This window comes from Actinomycetes bacterium (genome assembly GCA_035489715.1).
Lineage (GTDB): Bacteria > Actinomycetota > Actinomycetes > JACCUZ01 > JACCUZ01 > DATHAP01.
Window position 1 is genome coordinate 1 of record DATHAP010000160.1, and the last position, 16,369, is coordinate 16,369.

General features: G+C 73.9%; 17 protein-coding genes. 3 read left to right on the forward strand and 14 right to left on the reverse strand.

Going from position 1 to position 16,369, the window contains the following annotated elements; translation table 11 throughout:
• The 3 genes from VK640_12910 to VK640_12920 all read left to right on the forward strand — a co-directional run.
• On the forward strand, positions 1–738 hold a 738-nt coding region (locus tag VK640_12910), incomplete at its 5' end, for a DUF6596 domain-containing protein (protein ID HTE74083.1).
• Between the two features lie 87 nt (positions 739–825).
• A complete protein-coding gene (locus VK640_12915) occupies positions 826–1,572 on the forward strand; it encodes a class I SAM-dependent methyltransferase (protein HTE74084.1) in 747 nt (248 codons plus the stop codon).
• Between the two features lie 92 nt (positions 1,573–1,664).
• The gene (locus VK640_12920; protein ID HTE74085.1) at positions 1,665–2,240 is read left to right on the forward strand and encodes a dihydrofolate reductase family protein; all 576 of its coding nucleotides are present in this window, start codon (positions 1,665–1,667) and stop codon (positions 2,238–2,240) included.
• A 24-nt stretch (positions 2,241–2,264) separates the two neighbouring features.
• Here VK640_12920 and VK640_12925 read toward each other — a convergent pair whose 3' ends face one another.
• The 14 genes from VK640_12925 to VK640_12990 all read right to left on the reverse strand — a co-directional run bounded on the left by VK640_12925 (position 2,265) and on the right by VK640_12990 (position 16,366).
• Complete coding sequence (locus tag VK640_12925; GenBank protein ID HTE74086.1) at positions 2,265–2,699, reverse strand: DUF1810 domain-containing protein; 435 nt, start codon at positions 2,697–2,699, stop codon at positions 2,265–2,267.
• Entirely contained in the window at positions 2,689–3,723 is a 1,035-nt protein-coding gene (gene ccsB, locus VK640_12930; GenBank protein ID HTE74087.1) for a c-type cytochrome biogenesis protein CcsB, read from the reverse strand. The genes VK640_12925 and ccsB overlap by 11 nt, the downstream gene beginning before the upstream one ends.
• On the reverse strand, positions 3,720–5,318 hold the full coding sequence (locus tag VK640_12935; GenBank protein HTE74088.1) for a cytochrome c biogenesis protein ResB: 1,599 nt from the start codon (positions 5,316–5,318) through the stop codon (positions 3,720–3,722). The genes ccsB and VK640_12935 overlap by 4 nt, the downstream gene beginning before the upstream one ends.
• 24 nt (positions 5,319–5,342) lie before the next feature.
• Complete coding sequence (locus VK640_12940) at positions 5,343–6,137, reverse strand: cytochrome c biogenesis protein CcdA (GenBank protein HTE74089.1); 795 nt, start codon at positions 6,135–6,137, stop codon at positions 5,343–5,345.
• Complete coding sequence (locus tag VK640_12945; GenBank protein ID HTE74090.1) at positions 6,134–6,742, reverse strand: TlpA disulfide reductase family protein; 609 nt, start codon at positions 6,740–6,742, stop codon at positions 6,134–6,136. The genes VK640_12940 and VK640_12945 overlap by 4 nt, the downstream gene beginning before the upstream one ends.
• Positions 6,742–7,413: a histidine phosphatase family protein gene (locus VK640_12950; protein ID HTE74091.1), complete on the reverse strand. Its 672-nt coding sequence runs from the start codon at positions 7,411–7,413 to the stop codon at positions 6,742–6,744. Before VK640_12950 ends, VK640_12945 begins: the two co-directional genes overlap by 1 nt.
• Positions 7,410–8,750, reverse strand: coding sequence for a glutamate-1-semialdehyde 2,1-aminomutase (gene hemL / locus VK640_12955; GenBank protein HTE74092.1), 1,341 nt, complete (start codon positions 8,748–8,750; stop codon positions 7,410–7,412). The genes VK640_12950 and hemL overlap by 4 nt, the downstream gene beginning before the upstream one ends.
• Complete coding sequence (gene hemB / locus VK640_12960; GenBank protein HTE74093.1) at positions 8,747–9,766, reverse strand: porphobilinogen synthase; 1,020 nt, start codon at positions 9,764–9,766, stop codon at positions 8,747–8,749. Before hemB ends, hemL begins: the two co-directional genes overlap by 4 nt.
• A 2-nt stretch (positions 9,767–9,768) precedes the next feature.
• On the reverse strand, positions 9,769–11,376 hold the full coding sequence (locus VK640_12965; protein HTE74094.1) for a uroporphyrinogen-III synthase: 1,608 nt from the start codon (positions 11,374–11,376) through the stop codon (positions 9,769–9,771).
• A gap of 47 nt (positions 11,377–11,423) precedes the next feature.
• Positions 11,424–12,359 carry a hydroxymethylbilane synthase gene (hemC, locus tag VK640_12970; GenBank protein ID HTE74095.1) on the reverse strand — a complete coding sequence of 312 codons (936 nt, stop codon included), beginning with the start codon at positions 12,357–12,359 and terminating at the stop codon, positions 11,424–11,426.
• On the reverse strand, positions 12,356–13,663 hold the full coding sequence (locus tag VK640_12975) for a glutamyl-tRNA reductase (GenBank protein HTE74096.1): 1,308 nt from the start codon (positions 13,661–13,663) through the stop codon (positions 12,356–12,358). The genes hemC and VK640_12975 overlap by 4 nt, the downstream gene beginning before the upstream one ends.
• The gene (locus VK640_12980; GenBank protein HTE74097.1) at positions 13,660–14,400 is read right to left on the reverse strand and encodes a redox-sensing transcriptional repressor Rex; all 741 of its coding nucleotides are present in this window, start codon (positions 14,398–14,400) and stop codon (positions 13,660–13,662) included. The genes VK640_12975 and VK640_12980 overlap by 4 nt, the downstream gene beginning before the upstream one ends.
• A gap of 107 nt (positions 14,401–14,507) precedes the next feature.
• The gene (locus tag VK640_12985) at positions 14,508–14,792 is read right to left on the reverse strand and encodes a glutaredoxin family protein (GenBank protein ID HTE74098.1); all 285 of its coding nucleotides are present in this window, start codon (positions 14,790–14,792) and stop codon (positions 14,508–14,510) included.
• The gene (locus tag VK640_12990; protein HTE74099.1) at positions 14,789–16,366 is read right to left on the reverse strand and encodes an AMP-binding protein; all 1,578 of its coding nucleotides are present in this window, start codon (positions 16,364–16,366) and stop codon (positions 14,789–14,791) included. Before VK640_12990 ends, VK640_12985 begins: the two co-directional genes overlap by 4 nt.
• Between the last annotated feature and the right edge of the window lie 3 nt (positions 16,367–16,369).

The window sequence follows — 16,369 nt, forward strand, 5'->3', positions numbered from 1 at the left end:
CGCATCCCTTACCGGGTGCCATCCGCGGAGGATCTCCCGGTCCGCGTCTCCGGCGTACTCGCCGTGCTGTTCCTCGTCTTCAACGAGGGCTACCTGGCGACCGGCCCCGACACCGACCCGATCCGTCACGACCTCACCACCGAGGCGATCCGGCTGACCCGTTTGGTGCGTGCCCTCCTGCCGGAGGACGGCGAGGTGGCCGGGCTGCTGGCGCTGATGCTGCTCACCGAGGCCCGCAGCGCGGCCCGGGTCTCGTCGAGCGGCGAGCTGGTCACGCTCGACGAGCAGGACCGTGGGGCCTGGGACGCGGCGCTGGTCGCCGAAGGCCATCAGCTGGTGCGCGAGCGCCTGGGCACCAGGGAGGCCCCGGGCCGCTACCAGATCCTCGCAGCGATCAACGCCGTGCACACGTCGGCGCGCGACGTGCGCGACACCGACTGGTCGCAGGTCGTCGCCCTCTACGACCAGCTCGTCCGGCTGGACCCCACGCCGATCGTCGCCCTCAACCGGGCCGTCGCGGTCGCCGAGCTCGACGGCCCCGACGTGGCGCTGGCCGCCGTCGACCGGCTGGCGGACGCGTTGGCGGGCTACCACGCGTTCCACGCGACCCGGGCCGACCTGCTGCGCCGGCTGGGACGCAGCGGTCCGGCTCGCGCGGCGTACGACCGGGCCATCGAGCTCGCCGGCAACACCGCCGAGACCGCCTACCTGACCCGTCGCCGCGACCAGCTGGGGTGACCGCACGGTCGGTCGGCACGACCCCGGGCCACCGCCGCCCCCACATGTCGGTGGACCCGTCGCGACGGCCGTGCCAGGGTCGCCGGGATGACTGCCGAGCTGCCTGACCACTTCGCCGGGGCGATCGCCGAGCGGTACGACGCGCGGTCGCCGGAGATGTTCGCGCCCGCCGTCCTCGGGCCGACGGTCGACCTGCTGGCCGAGCTGGCGGGCGACGGCCCGGCGCTGGAGCTCGCGATCGGCACCGGTCGGGTCGCGCTCCCCCTGCACGAGCGCGGCGTCAACGTCTACGGCATCGACCTCTCGGGCGACATGGTCGCCCAGCTGCGCGCCAAACCCGGTGGCGACGACATCGAGGTCGCCATCGGTGACTTCACCACGGCGACCGTTGGACCGAGAGGCGAGTTCACGCTCGCCTACCTGGTCTTCAACACCATCGGCAACCTGACCTCCCAGGACGCCCAGGTCGCCGCGTTCGAGAATGCGGCACGGCACCTCGCGCCGGGTGGCTGCTTCGTCATCGAGGTAGAGGTGCCCGACCTGCAACGGCTGCCGCCCGGCCGGACCGACCTGGTGTTCCACCGCGACGCCGACCATGTGGGCGTCGACGAGTACGACGTCGTCCAGCAGCACCTGGTGTCCCACCACTACACCCGGGTCGGCGCCCACTTCGAGGCGGTCTCCATGCCGTTCCGCTACGTCTGGCCGTCCGAGCTCGACCTGATGGCGCGGATCGCCGGCCTGCGGCTGCGCGACCGCTGGGCCGGTTGGGCAAGGCAGCCCTTCATCGGCGAGAGCCGCTCCCACGTCTCGGTGTGGGAGAAGACCGGCTGAGTCGCGGCGGCGGTCGCCAGACCGATCGATGAGTCACGCGGGCAGATCGAGTCTGTACCCACACGGATCAACGGCACCCGAGGAGAAGTTGCGTGACCACGACCTACACCTTCGACGTCTTCACCAGCCTCGACGGCTTCGGCGCCGCCGCCGGGAACTGGTCCGGCTACTGGGGCAAGCAGGGCCCCGAGCTCCTCGACCACCGTCTCGCCTTGTACGACGCGGAGCAGCGGATGGTCTTCGGAGCGAACACGTATCGGGCGTTCGCGCGGATGTTGGCCTCCAGCACCGAGGAGTCCGAGGTACGCGACCTCTGGGTGACTCGGATGAGGAGCTTGCCGGCAACGGTGGTCTCGACGACGCTGGAAGCCCCCCTCGACTGGCCCAACGCGGCCGTCGTGAGGGGCGACGCTGTCGACGTCGTCACCCGGCTCAAGGAGGAGTCCGAAGTGCCGTTGCGATCCCACGGCAGCCTGTCGATGAACCGGGCGCTGATGGCAGCCGGCCTGGTCGACCGCGTGCAGGTGACGCTCTTCCCGGTCATCACAGGTCAGACCGGGCTGGACCGAGTCTTCGAGGACGCAGCCGACTTCGACCTGGAGCTGCTCGAGCACCGGACCCTCGACGGCCACATCCAAGAGCTCGTCTACCGACCCACGCTGCATTGACCTGTCCGAGCTCGACTGGATCGGTCAGGCACCAAGCCGCGTCAGCGTCGCCTGGTCCGCCTCGCCGTCGAAGAACCTCGCGAGCACCTCGCCGAAGACCGGCTGGTCCGGGTCGGCCGCCGCGAACAGCGTCATCGACGACCGCAGCTTCATCGCGTCGGTCGAGCCGAGCACCGCGACCGCGTCGTCGGACGGCTGCTCGACGAGTGCCCGTGCCGCCTCGAGGAGTCGCGGGCCCAGGACGGGATGGGCGACGTACGCCCGCGCCTCGGCAAGGCCGCGCAGACCGAAGTGCTGCGCGGTCGCCGACCTGCCGAGCCCCTCCACCTGCGGGAAGACGAACCACATCCAGTGGCTGCGCTTGCGGCCTGCGCGCAGCTCGCGCAGCGCCGCCTCGTAGGTCCCCCCGGCGTCCTGCGCGTCGACGAAGCGTGCCAGGTCGGACGACTCAGCCGACACCGGCGTAGGAGTGGAAGCCGACCAGCCAGATGTTCACGACCAGGTAGTTGAACAGGAAGGTCGCGTAGCCGAGCAGCGCGACGTAGGACGCCTTGCGGCCCTTCCAGCCGGCGGTCGCCCGGGCGTGCAGGTAGGCGGTGTAGACCATCCAGGTGATGAACGCCCACGTCTCCTTGGGGTCCCAGCCCCAGTAGCGGCCCCACGCGTTCTCGGCCCAGATCGCGCCGGCGATGACGGCGAAGGTCCAGATCGGGTAGGCGAACGCGTGCATCCGGTAGGCCGAGCGGTCCAGCGCCGCGGCCGACGGCAGCCGGTCCATGAACGACGGGGTGCGCGCCTCGACCGGGCGCTGCTCACGCCGGTCCTGCACCAGGAAGCACACCGTCTGCGCGAAGCCCACCGTGAGGATGCCCGAGGCGATGATGGCCGCCGAGACGTGGATGACCAGCCACACCGACTTCAGCGCCGGCACCAGCTGCGCCGACTCGGTGTAGAGCACGGTGACCGCGAGGCCCAGCGTCAGCAGCACCGGCAGCACGACGAAGGTGCCGAGGTAGCGGATGTCGTGGCGGCGCAGCAGCACCAGGTAGACGCCGGTGACGGCCAACGCGCCGGTCACCGAGAACTCGAACATGTTGCCCCACGGAGCACGATCCGCCGACAGCCCGCGGGTGACCACCGCACCCAGGTGCAGCGCGAACGCGAGCACGGTGAGGCTGACCCCGACCCGGCTCAGCCGGTCGGCGCGCTCCGGCAGGTCCGGCGTCGCGGTGGCGCCACCGGCGGTGTGCTCGACGTCGTACGTCGTCGTGCTGCCGCTGCCGCCGACCGCGGCGAGCTCACGGACCTCGGTCGGCTCCTGGACGAGGCCCTGGGTCGTGTCCTCGACCCGCTCCTCCGCCGGGACGCGACCCGGGCGCGAGAACGCCAGCGACGCTGTGTAGCAGTACATGGCGAGGGCGTAGACGACCATCGCGGAGTACAGCAGGTTGTTGCTCAGCCCGGCGAGCCCGGCACTGCTCACGTGGACCTCCCGTCCAGCTCGGCCTCGATCCGCCCCGCGAGCGCGGCGACCTCGTCGGCCAGCGCGTCACGGCCCTCTCCCTCGGTGCGGGACAGGCCGGCGACCTCGACGAGCGTACGCCCGCCGGCTGCTGCGGACGCGCGGACCCAGACCCGCCGGCGCCGCACGAAGAGCGAGAGCATCAGGCCGGCCAGGGCCAGCACCGACGCGGCCAGGGCCGGGCCGGTGCCGGGGTTGCGCGTCACCTGGAGGGAGGCCCAGCGACTCACACCGTCGAAGGTGATCGACGACCCGTCCGGCAGCTCCATGGTCGCGCCGGGGGCCAGCGACTGCGCCAGCGGCTGGCCGCTCTCGCCCCTGACCTGGGCCAGCCCCGACTTGTCGAGGGCGTAGACCGACTGCGGCGTGCCGTCGTCGATCCCCAGGTCGCCGGTCCACGCGGTGAGTACAGCGCGCGGCAGCCGGAGGCCGGGGAAGACCGAGATCGGGCCGCGCTGCGGGTCGAAGGCGGCACTCGGCAGGAAGAAGCCCTCGAAGCCGAGCTGCTGGGGCTGGGCGCTCGGTGCCTTGACCACGCCGCGCGAGGCCATCGAGCCGTCGTTCGGCAGGAAGGGCACGGGCCCGCGCGACACGACCGCCCCGGTCGAGTCACGGACGGTGAAGACCGGTGCGTAGCCGTTGCCGAGCAGGAAGATCTTGGTGCCGTCGATGACGACCGGGTGGTTGACCCGCAGGGTGCCCTGCCGGCCCGGGTCGCCGGGCGCCGCCCGCCAGGACACCTGGGCCGTGAAGTCGCGGGGCGCGCCGCGCTGGTCGCCGTCCTGCTGGTAGCGCACGGCCAGGTCGTCGAGGCGGAAGGTGAACGGCCGCAGCTGGTTGTCGCGGAAGAGCGCGCCCGCCGCGAAGGTGTCGTAGGCGGTAGGGGTGTTGGCGAACCCGCGTCCCTCGACGACGAGCACGTTGGCCTTGAAGCCGAACAGGCTGCCCAGCGCCACCGCGACCAGCAGCAGGAGCAGGGCGAGGTGGAAGACCAGGTTGCCGGTCTCTCGCCAGTGTCCTCGCTCGGCCGCCACCGACCCGTCGCCGTCGTCGACCCGGAACCGCTCATCGTGCAGCACCAAGTGCGCGGCGGCCAGGACGCCGGCGACGTCGCGGTCGGTCGTCCACGACCGGTGCACCGGCAGCCGCGACAGGTTCCGCGGCGCGGCCGGCGGGCGGGCCCGCACCGCGGCCCAGTGCGCCCGGCTGCGCGGCAGCACGCAGCCGACGAGGGACACGAATAGCAGCAGGTAGATCGCGGCGAACCACGGCGAGGAGTAGACCTCGAAGAGCGACAGCCGGTCGTACCACGGCGCGAGCGTCGGGTGGTCGGCGGCGAACTCCTGGGCCCGCAGCGGGTCGACGCTGCGCTGCGGCACCAGCGAACCGGGCAGTGCCGCGAGGGTGAGCAGGAACAGCAGCACCAGCGCCGTCCGCATCGACGTGAGCTGGCGCCACGCCCACCGGGCCAGCTCGAGCGGCCGCAGCTGCGAGGGCAGCGGCGGCGCCGGCCGCTGCTCGTCCTCGCCCTCGCTCCCCGTCTGCGGCTCGGTCACCGCGCGATCGCTGTCGACCATCGCTCAGACCGCCGGGGTGAAGCCGTTGACCCAGATCTGCATCTGCACGGTGAGGTCGGCCCACACGCCGGTGACCAGCAGCACCCCGATCGCGACGAGCATCCCGCCGCCCACCCGCAGGACCGCCAGCTGGTGGCGACGCACCCAGCCGAAGACGGACATCGCCCGCCCGAACACCAGCGCGGTCACCAGGAAGGGGATCCCGAGGCCGAGGCAGTAGGCGACCGCGAGCACACCGCCTCGCAGGGCGGTGCCGCTGTCCAGCCCCAGGGCCATCACCGCACCGAGCGTCGGGCCGACGCACGGCGTCCAGCCGAGACCGAAGAGCACGCCCAGCAGCGGCGCCCCCGCGAGGCCGACCGCGGGCCGGGCGTGCGGCCGAACGTCGCGCTGCAGCAGCGAGAGCCCGGGCAGGAGCCCCGCGAAGGCCAGGCCGAGCACGATGGTGAGTGCCCCCAGCGCGACCTGCAGCGGCCGTTCCTGCTCGAGCAGGAAGGTGCCGAGGCTGCCGACCAGCACGCCGGCGCTGACGAAGACGGCGGTGAAGCCGGCGACGAACAGCGCAGCCCCGGCGAGCAGCCGCCAGCGCCGGGTCGCGGCGTCGTCGAAGACCTCGGCCGCGCTCAGGCCGGTCACGTAGGTCAGGTAACCCGGCACCAGCGGCAGCACGCACGGCGACAGGAAGGACACCAGACCGGCGGCGACCGCGAGCGGCAGGGCGAGCACCAGCGAGCCGTCGGTGACCGTCGAGCCGATGCTCGCCACTGTGGTCGAGCCGATGCTCACCGACGTCGTCACGACGGCTCCGCGAGCGCGTCGGACACCAGCGCCCGCAGGGTCGCGGCGGGCACCTGCCCAAGTACGCGCGCGGACACCCGGCCCGACCGGTCGAGCACCAGCGTGCTCGGGATCGCCCGCGGCGGAAGGCTGCCCCGCAGCTGCAGCAGCGTCTCGCCGGCCTCGTCCTCGATGCTCGGGTAGGTGACGCCGAACCGGCGCTCGTGGGCCAGCGCCGCATCCCGGTTGTCGCGGAAGTTGATGCCGACGAACTGCACTCCGTCGGCCCTCTCGGCCGCCCACACCTCCTGCAGGTCGGCCGCCTCGGCGATGCACGGCGGGCACCAGGAGCCCCAGACGTTGACCACGACGACCTCGCCGCGGTGGTCGGTCACGTGGAAGCGCGCGCCGTCGAGGGTGCGGCCGGTGAACTCGACCGGGTCGTCCCGGTCGCCCGGCGCCAGCTGCACGACGGTGCCGCGCCCGGCGATGTAGCCCTGGCCCGCGACGGCCTGCCCGGTGCCGCTGCTGCACCCGCCGAGCAGGAACGGGAGCCCTAGCAGGCTGACGGCGAGAGCGCCGCCGACCCGCCGGCTGGCGGTCCTGACCGCGGCAGGGGTCGCCATCAGGCTCCGGCGGCGAACTTCTTGCCGCCCGCGATCGGCGCGGGCAGCAGGTCGCGGGCCGGCTCCTCGTAGGACACCGTCACCAGGTCGTCGCCCGAAAAGGTGAACGAGGTGAGCGACGCGAGCGCGCACTGCCGCTTGCGCGGGTCGTGCCAGAGCCGGCGGCCGGTGGCGAAGGACCGGGCGGTCCAGATCGGCAGCTGGTGGCTGACGCACAGCGCCTCGTGACCGCGAGCGGCGTCCCGCGCGGTGTGGACCGCCGCCAGCATCCGCTCGGCGATCTCGACGTAGGGCTCCCCCCACGACGGCCGCAGGGGGTTGCGCAGGTGCACCCAGTGCTCGGGCTTGCGCAGCGACCCGTCGCCGACGCCGAAGGTCTTGCCCTCGAACACGTTGGCCGCCTCGATCAGCCGGTCGTCCGTCGCCACCTCGAGCCCGAGCAGCGCGGCCGCGGGACCCGCGGTCTCCTGCGCCCGCTCCAGGGGCGAAGACACGACGTGGGTGACGTCGGACCCCTCGAGGTGCTCGGCGATGCGCTCGGCCATCGCGCGGCCGAGGTCGGAGAGGTGGTAGCCCGACAACCGGCCGTAGAGCACGCCGCTCGGGTTGTGCACCTCGCCGTGCCGCAGGACGTGGACGGTGGTCGTCGCCGCGGCAGCCGGCTCGGTCATCGTGCGTCCTCCGTGGGCAGGGCCTCCGCCGCGGCGCGGGCGGCGGCGGGGAGCGCGTCGACGACCCGGCCGACGGCCTCGTCGTCGTGCGCGGCGGACAGGAACCAGGACTCGAACGCCGACGGCGGCAGGTAGACGCCGCGGTCGAGCATCGCGTGGAAGAACGCGGCGAAGCGGAAGACGTCCTGCCGCTTCGCCGACTCGTAGTCCGTCACCGGTGCGCCGGCCGACGACTCGTCGCTGAAGAAGACGGAGAACATGCTGCCCGCGTGCTGCACCCGGTGCGCAACGCCGGCCGTCGTCAGGGCGTCACCGACCAGTGCCGACAGCTCGGCGGCCACCCGGTCGACCCGCGCGTAGACGTCCGCGTCCGCCCCGCGCAGGGTGGCCATCCCGGCGGCGGTGGCCACCGGGTTACCGGACAGGGTCCCGGCCTGGTAGACCGGCCCGGCCGGCGCCAGCCGCGACATGACGTCGGCGCGGCCGCCGAAGGCTGCGGCCGGGAAGCCACCGCCCATCACCTTGCCGAACGTCATGAGGTCCGGCCGCACGCCCTCGAGCCCGAACCACCCGGCCGGCGAGACGCGGAAGCCGGTCATCACCTCGTCGCTGACGAACAGCGCGCCGTTGTCCTGACACAGCTCGGCCAGCCCGGCGTTGAACCCGGGCTCCGGCGGGACGACGCCCATGTTGCCGGCGGCCGCCTCGGTGATGACCGCGGCGACGTCCCCGTCGTACGTCGCGAAGGCGGTCTCGACGGCGGCCAGGTCGTTGTACGGAACGACGACGGTGTCCGCGGCCGACGCTCCCGTGACGCCAGGCGTGTCCGGCAGGCCGAGCGTCGCGACGCCCGACCCGGCCGCGGCGAGCAGCGAGTCGACATGGCCGTGGTAGCAGCCGGCGAACTTCACGACCTTGCCGCGACCGGTGAAGCCACGGGCCAGCCGGATCGCCGACATGGTCGCCTCGGTGCCGCTGGACACCAGCCGCACCTGCTCGACCGGCTCGACCCGGGCCACGATCTCCTCGGCGAGCGCGACCTCGCCCTCGGTCGGCGTGCCGAACGACGTGCCGCGGGCGACTGCTGCCTGCACGGCGTCGACGACCGCGGGGTGCGCGTGGCCGAGCAGCAGCGGCCCCCACGAGCAGACCAGGTCGACGTACTCGCGACCGTCGGCGTCGACGAGGTAGGGGCCCCGGCCGGCCACCATGAACCGCGGGGTGCCGCCGACGGCGCGGAAGGCGCGGACCGGTGAGTTGACGCCGCCAGGCGTGACTGCCTTCGCGCGGGCGAGCAGGGCCTCCGACGCGGGCGCCGGCGGGAGCGGTGCCGTCACGCGCCGACCCTCCGCAGCAGGCCGGCCGCCTCGACCGCCCAGTAGGTCAGCACGATGCCGGCCCCAGCGCGGCGGACCGAGGTCAGCGTCTCGAGGATCGTCCGGTCGCGGTCCAGCCAGCCGTTGGCGAAGGCCGCCTCGGCCATCGCCATCTCCCCGGACACCTGGTAGGCCGCGACCGGGACACCCAGCCGGGCGCCCTCGTCGGCGACCCGGCGCACCACGTCGAGGTAGGGCAGCGCGGGCTTCACCATGACGATGTCGGCGCCCTCGGCCACGTCGAGGGCGAGCTCGCGCAGCGCCTCGTCGAGGTTGGCCGGATCCTGCTGGTACGTCCGACGGTCGCCCTGCAGGGTCGACTCCACGGCCTCGCGGAACGGGCCGTAGAAGGCCGACGCGTACTTCGCGGTGTAGGCGAGCAGGACGGTGTCGACCAGCCGGTCGCCATCCAGAGCGGCTCGCACGACACCGACCTGGCCGTCCATCATCCCCGAGAGCCCGAGCACCTGGGCGCCGGCGGCGGCCTGCGCCAGGCCCATCTCGGAGTAGCGCACCAGGGTGGCGTCGTTGTCCACGGACCCGTCGGCAGCGAGGACGCCGCAGTGCCCGTGGTCGGTGAACTCGTCGAGGCACAGGTCGGACATGACGACCGTGCCGTCGCCCACCTCGGCGACCACGTCGCGGATCGCGACGTTGAGGACGCCGTCGTCGTCGGTCCCGCCGGTGCCCGTCGCGTCCTTCGTCTCCGGGACGCCGAAGAGCATCAGCCCGCCGACCCCGGCCTGCACCGCCTCGGCCGCGGCCTTGCGCAGCGAGTCGCGCGAGTGCTGGACCACGCCGGGCATCGTCGAGATCGGCGCCGGCTCGGCCAGCCCCTCCCGGACGAAGAGCGGCAGCACCAGGTCGCCGGGCGACACCCGGGTCTGCGCGACCAGCGAGCGCAGGGCAGCGGTCCGCCGCAGCCGGCGGGGGCGTCCCGTCGGGAACTGCGCGAGCGGGCCCGTGCCGGTCGGCATCGTCAGGTGGCCTTCCGGCGGGCCGTCGGGCGTTTCTGCGAGGGCCGCAGCACCGGCTCACCGGCGGCCACCGCGGCCGACCGGGCCGAGGCGCCGTACTCGGCGAGCGCGGTGGCGAGCTCGGCCACCGACGGGTGCGGGGCGAGGACGTCGACGCGCAGCCCGTGCTCCTCCGCCGTCTTGGCGGTGGCCGGGCCGATGCAGGCGATCACCGTCGACGAGTGCGGCTTGCCGGCGATGCCGACCAGGTTGCGCACGGTGGACGACGAGGTGAAGACCACCGCGTCGTAGCCGCCGGTCTTGATCGCCTCGCGGATAGGGGCGGCAGGCGGGGCGGCTCGCACGGTGCGGTAGGCGGTCACGTCGTCGACCTCCCAGCCGCGCTCGACCAGGCCGGCGACGAGGTTCTCGGTCGCGATGTCGGCGCGCGGCAGGAAGACCCGGTCGATCGGGTCGAAGACGGCGTCGAAGGGCGGCCAGTCCTCCAGGAGACCGGCGGCCGACTGCTCGCCGCTGGGCACCAGGTCGGGCTTGATGCCCCAGGCGAGCAGGTCGCCGGCGGTCTGCTCGCCGACGGCCGCCACCTTGATGCCGGCGAAGGCCCGGGCGTCGAGGCCGTACTCCTCGAACCGCTCGCGCACCGCCTTGACCGCGTTGCGTGAGGTGAAGGCGACCCACTCGTAGCGGCCGGTCACCAGGCCCTTGATCGCCCGCTCCATCTGCTGCGGCGTGCGCGGCGGCTCGACAGCGATGGTCGGCACCTCCTCGGGCACGGCGCCGTGGGTGCGCAGCCTCTCGGCCAGAGCGCCGGCCTGCTCCTTGGTGCGCGGCACCAGGACCCGCCAGCCGAAGAGCGGCTTGGTCTCGAACCACGACAGCACCTCGCGGGAGCCGACCGTGTCGCCGACGACGGTGACGGTCGGCGGCGCGAGCTTGGCATCCTTGACGTCCGCGGCGACGCGCTCGAGCGTCGAGACGACGGTGCGCTGGCCGGTCGTCGTGCCCTGCTCGATCATCGCGACCGGCGTCTCCGGGGCTCGACCGGCGGCCATCAGCGCCTTGGCGGCGTCGCCGATGACCTGGGTCGCCGACAGCAGCACGAGGGTGGCGGAGCCGGCGCCGACGACCGACCAGTCGACGGTGCCCTCGGCGACGTTGACCACCCGGACCTCGCGGTGCTTGGCCGAGGTGAGGGGGATGCCGGCGTAGGCAGGGACGGCGCTCACCGAGGAGACGCCGGGGACGACCTCGAACGGGATGCCGGCCTTGGCGCAGCCGGCGGCCTCCTCGGAGCCGGTGGCGTAGAGGAACGGGTCGCCGTCGAGCAGCCGCACCACCGAGCCGCCGGACTTGGCGGCCTTGACCACCAGGCGGGCCCGCACGGCGTGGCTGAGCGGCTGGCCGTCGTCGCCGAGCGAGCCGTCGACGACCTCGACGTCCGGGCGGCAGAAGCGGCGGACGAAGGCCTCGTCCTGCGACTCGGTCACGACGACGTCGGCGCGCGCGAGCAGCTCGACGGCGCGCACGGTGAGCAGCTCGGGGTCACCGGGCCCGGCGCCCACGAACGCGACGCAGCCCAGCACCGGCGACGGCTTCGTCGCCTTGGACACCTTGGTGACCTTCGTCTTCTCAGCGGAGGTCTTCTTCTTGGGGGCGGTCACTGAACGCGCTCCAACATCAGGTCAGCCGCCCCCTCGGCGAGCAGCTCGGTCGCAAGACCACGACCGATCCGCGCCGCCTCGTCGAGGGGTCCGGTGGCGGACAGCCGGACACTCGCGGAGCCGTCGACAGCGCTGACGACGGCCCGGAGGTACAGCTGCATGACGTGCTCGTCGGGCTCGGGCTCGGCTGCTTCCCCGTAGGCACCCACGGGGGCCGAGCAGCCGGCTTCGAGCTCGGCGAGCAGGGTTCGCTCGGCGGTCACGGCGAGCCGGGTCACGGCGTCGTCGAGGCTGCCGAGCAGCTCGGCGGTGGCGTTGTCGCCGGAGCGGCACTCCACCGCCAACGCCCCCTGGCCGGGGGCGGGAAGCATCTGGAGAGGATCGAGCACCTCGGTCACGGTGTCCAATCGACCGAGGCGGGCCAGGCCCGCGCGGGCCAGCAGGACGGCGTCCAGCCTGCCCTCGGAGACCATGCGCAGGCGGGTGTCGACGTTGCCCCGCACGTCGACGACCTCGAGCCCGAGGCCGAGCGCGCGCAGCTGGGCGGCCCGCCGCGGCGCGCCGGTGCCGACCTTGGCGCCGGCCGGCAGCTCGCCCAGGGTGAGCCCGTCGCGGGCGACCAGCGCGTCGCGGGGGTCCTCCCGGGGCGGGACCGCCGCGACCAGCACCTCGTCGGGCTGGCTGGTCGGCAGGTCCTTGAGCGAGTGGACCGCGGCATCGACCTCCCCGGCGGCGAGCGCCTCTCGCAGCGCGCCGACGAAGACGCCGGTGCCGCCGATCTGGGTGAGTGCGGCCCGCGAGGTGTCGCCGAGTGTGGTGACGGTGACCAGCTCGACCTGGCGGCCGGTGCGCGCGGTCAGCTCGGCCGCGACCTGCCCGGCCTGAGCCGTCGCCAGGGCGCTGCCACGGGTGCCGATGCGCAGGGCGGTCATGACGGACGCTCCTCGATGTGCACCTGGGTGACGGCGTCGACGGCGGCCTGGTCGAGGCCGAAGAGCTTGGAGAGCGCGTCGGCGTAGCCCTCGCCGCCGGGCTCCCCCGCCAGCTGCTTGACGCGCACCGTCGGGGCGTGCAGCACCTTGTCCACCACCCGGTGCACGGTCTGCTCGATCTCGACCCGCTCCCTGTCGCCGAGCTGCGGCAGGCGGCCGGCCAGGCGGGTCAGCTCGGACCGTACGACGCCGTCAGCCATCTCGCGCAGGGCGACGACGGTCGGGGCGACGCTGGCCGCGCGCTGCCAGCCCAGGAAGGCGACGACCTCGTCGGCCACGATCGCGCGGGTGGCCTCGACGTCAGCAGCGTGCTCGGTCGCCTCCAGCGCCCGGGCCAGCGTCTCGAGGTCGACGACCGTGACGCCGGGCACGTCGTGCGCGTCGTGCGCCAGGTCGCGCGGGAGCGCCAGGTCGACGACGACGAACGGCCGCCCGTCCCGCGCCTGCTGCACCCGCACGAGGTCGTCGCGGGAGATGAGGTGGCCGACCGCGCCGGTGCAGGTGATGACCAGGTCGGCGCCGGCCATCGCGTCGGGCAGGCCGGACAGGGCCACCGCCTCGGCGCCGACGGCCGCCGCGACCCGCTCGCCGTGGGCGAAGGTGCGGTTGGCGACCACCAGGTGGCCGATGCCGGCCCGCGACAGCAGGGTCGCGGCCAGCGCGCTCATCGACCCGGCGCCCACGACGACCGCGGACAGCCCGGTCACCGGGCCGAGGGTGCGCTCGGCCTCGTCCAGCCCCGCGGTCACCAGCGAGCGGCCGGCCCGGTCGATGCCGGTCTCGGTGCGCGCCCGCTTGCCCACCCGCAGCGCCTGTTGCGCCAGAGCACCGAGCGTGCGGCCGGCCGTGCCGTGGTCCTGCGCCGCCCTCAGCGCGGTGCGGACCTGGCCGAGGATCTGGCTCTCGCCGACGACCATCGAGTCGAGCCCGCAGGCGACCGAGAACAGGTGGGCGACCGCCCGGTCCTCGTAGTGGACGTACAGGTGAGGGGTGAGCTCGTCGATCGGCACCGAGGATCGGCGCGCCAGCAGCTCGGAGGTCTGGGCCAGGCCGCCGTGGAACTTGTCGACGTCGGCGTAGATCTCGACCCGGTTGCACGTGGAGAGCACCATCGCCTCTCCGGCGTGGTCGCTGCCGACGACGTCCGAGAGCAGCTTCTCAGCGCTCTCGCGGGTGAGGGTCGTCCGCTCGAGCAGGCCGACCGGCGCGGTGCGGTGGGAGAGACCGACGACCAGGACGCTCACGACGTCACCGCCACGCGCGGGTCGGAGCCGGCGTCCACTCCCGCCATCGCGGTCATCGGGTCGAGCGCGGTCTTGCGCTGCTCGTGGAAGGCCAGGATCTGCAGCTCGATCGACATGTCCACCTTGCGCACCTCGACGTGCTCGGGCACGACGAGCACCGCCGGGGCGAAGTTGAGGATGCTGCCGACGCCGGCTGCGACCAGCCGGTCGCACACCGACTGGGCCACGGTGGCCGGGGTCGCGATGACGGCGATCGCGATGCCGCGGGACCCGACGAGCTCCTCGAGGTCGTCGATGTGCTCGACCTGCAGGCCGGCCACGAAGCTGCCCACCGTGCCCGGGTCGCTGTCGAGCAGCGCGCGGACCGCGAAGCCGCGGGAGGCGAAGCCGCCGTAGTTGGCCAGCGCGTGACCGAGGTGGCCGAGCCCGACGATGACGACCGGCCAGTCCTGGGTCAGGCCCAGCTCCCGGGACACCTGGTAGACGAGGTACTCGACGTCGTAGCCGACCCCACGGGTGCCGTAGGAGCCGAGGTGGGAGAGGTCCTTGCGCAGCTTGGCCGAGTTGACCCCCGCGGCCGCGGCCAGCTCCTCGGACGACACGGTGGAGACGCCCTCGTCGGCCAGCGTGCCCAGCGCCCGCAGGTAGACGGGCAGCCGCGCCACGGTGGCCGCCGGGATGCCCTGGCGGGCCGGCCGGTGGCCGGCCTTCGCGTCGGGTCGTCCAGCGCTCGTCACGGGTCTCCCACTCGCCTCGGCCGAGGTCTGCTCCGGACTCGTCAGGCTATGCGCTTGTGAACGTGAGCACAAAGTGAGCGATCATGCCCCGCGGCGGCCCGCCACGGTCAGCGCTCGAGCAGGGCCGCGCGCAGGCGGTCCTCGCTGACCCGCCAGAAGTCGTGCGGCTCCCCGTCCACCAGGGTGACCGGGATCTGTTCCCAGTAGCGCTCGTGCAGGGCCGGGTCGTCCAGGATGCTGCGCTCCTCGAAGCGCTCCCCCAGCTCGGCGGTCACCCGGGCGACGACCTCGCGGGCGTCGTCGCAGAGGTGGCAGCCGGGCTTGCCGATCAGCAGCACCCGGGCAGGCGGCGTCCCGCCGTCTGGTTCGGCCCCGCCGGCCGCTCCGGTCACTCCAGCGCCTCCCGCAGCCGGCCCTTGGCGACCTTGCCGGTGACCGAGTGCGGCAGCTCGTCGACGACCTCGACGGTGCTCGGCCGCTTGAAGCGGGCCAGCCGGGTCGCCGCGTGGGCGAGCACGTCGTCGGGCGTGAGGGTGGTGAGGGTGTTGCCGTCCACCGGCACCACGAACGCGTGCACCGCCTCCCCGGTCTGCGGGTCGGGGACGCCCACCACGGCCGCCTCGGCGACCCCCGGGTGCTGGACCAGCGCGTCCTCGACCTCGCGCGGGTAGACGTTGAAGCCGCTCACCAGCACCAGCTCCTTGCGCCGGTCGACGATGACCAGGTCGCCGCGCTCGTCGGTGATCGCGACGTCGCCGGTGGCCCACCACCCGTCGTCGGCCGGCCCGTCGACCCCGTCCGGCCAGTAGCCGGAGAACAGGTTGTCGCCGCGCACCCAGATCTCGCCCGGGTCCCCCTCGTCGACCGGGTTGCCCTGCTCGTCGAGCAGCCGGGTCTCGACGCCCGGCAGCGGGCGCCCGATCGAGCCGGCCAACGCCCCCGGCGACGCCAGGGTGGTCGCCACGACCGGGGCAGCCTCGGTGAGCCCGTAGCCCTCGTGCACGGTGAGGCCGGTGGCCGCCTGCACCCTGGCCGCGGCGTCGGGGGGGAGCGAGGAGGCGCCCGAGGCGAGCAGGCGCACCCCGCCCAGGGCCTCGAGGCCCGGCTGGACCGACCAGGCGACGTACATCGGTGGTGCCCCGGGGATGTTCGTGACGCCCTCGTCCCGCACCACCCCGAGCGTCCCCGCCGGATCGAAGCGGTCGACCAGGACGCCGGTGGCCGCGGTCGCCGCGACCATGCCGAGGCCCGCCTGCAGGCCGTAGACGTGGAAGAGGGGCAGGACGAGGAGTACGACGTCGTCGGCGCGCATGGGCGGCGGCTCCAGCGCCCCGCACTGGTGCAGGTTGGCCAGCAGCGCACGGTGGCTCAGCATCGCTCCGCGCGGACGGCCGCTGGTGCCGGAGGTGAACATCAGCACCGCGAGGTCCTCGCCGCCGCGGCCGGCCTCGACCGGGCCGGCACGGCGCCCGCCCGCGAGCACCGAGTCCAGCCCCGCGGGGTCGACGACCACCCGGTGCGTGCCGGCGACCGCCTCCTCGACCACGGCTGTCGTGGCGTCCTCGCAGATGACCGCCTTGGCGCCCGCGTCGCCGAGCAGGCCGGCCACCTCCGGCGCGGTGTAGCCGGTGTTGAGCGGCACCACGACCAGGCCGGCCCGAAGCGCGCCGAAGTAGGACGTGACGAAGCCGACGGTGTTGGACAGCGACAGGGCGACCCGGTCGCCGGGCTGCAGGTGCATCTCGCGGCGCAGGCCGACCGCCATCGCGTCGACGTCACGGTCGAGCTCGCCCCAGGTCAGCTGGACCGCGGTGCCGCCGGTGCCGCCGGTGCCGCCGCTGCCGGCGGGGACCGGCTGACGCAGCGCCGGGCGGTCGCCCACCCTCCCGGCGGCCGTGCGCACGAGGTCGGCGAGGTTGGCCCGGTCACCAGGGGCGGCCGTCGTCGTGCCGGCGGGCTCGGACACAGC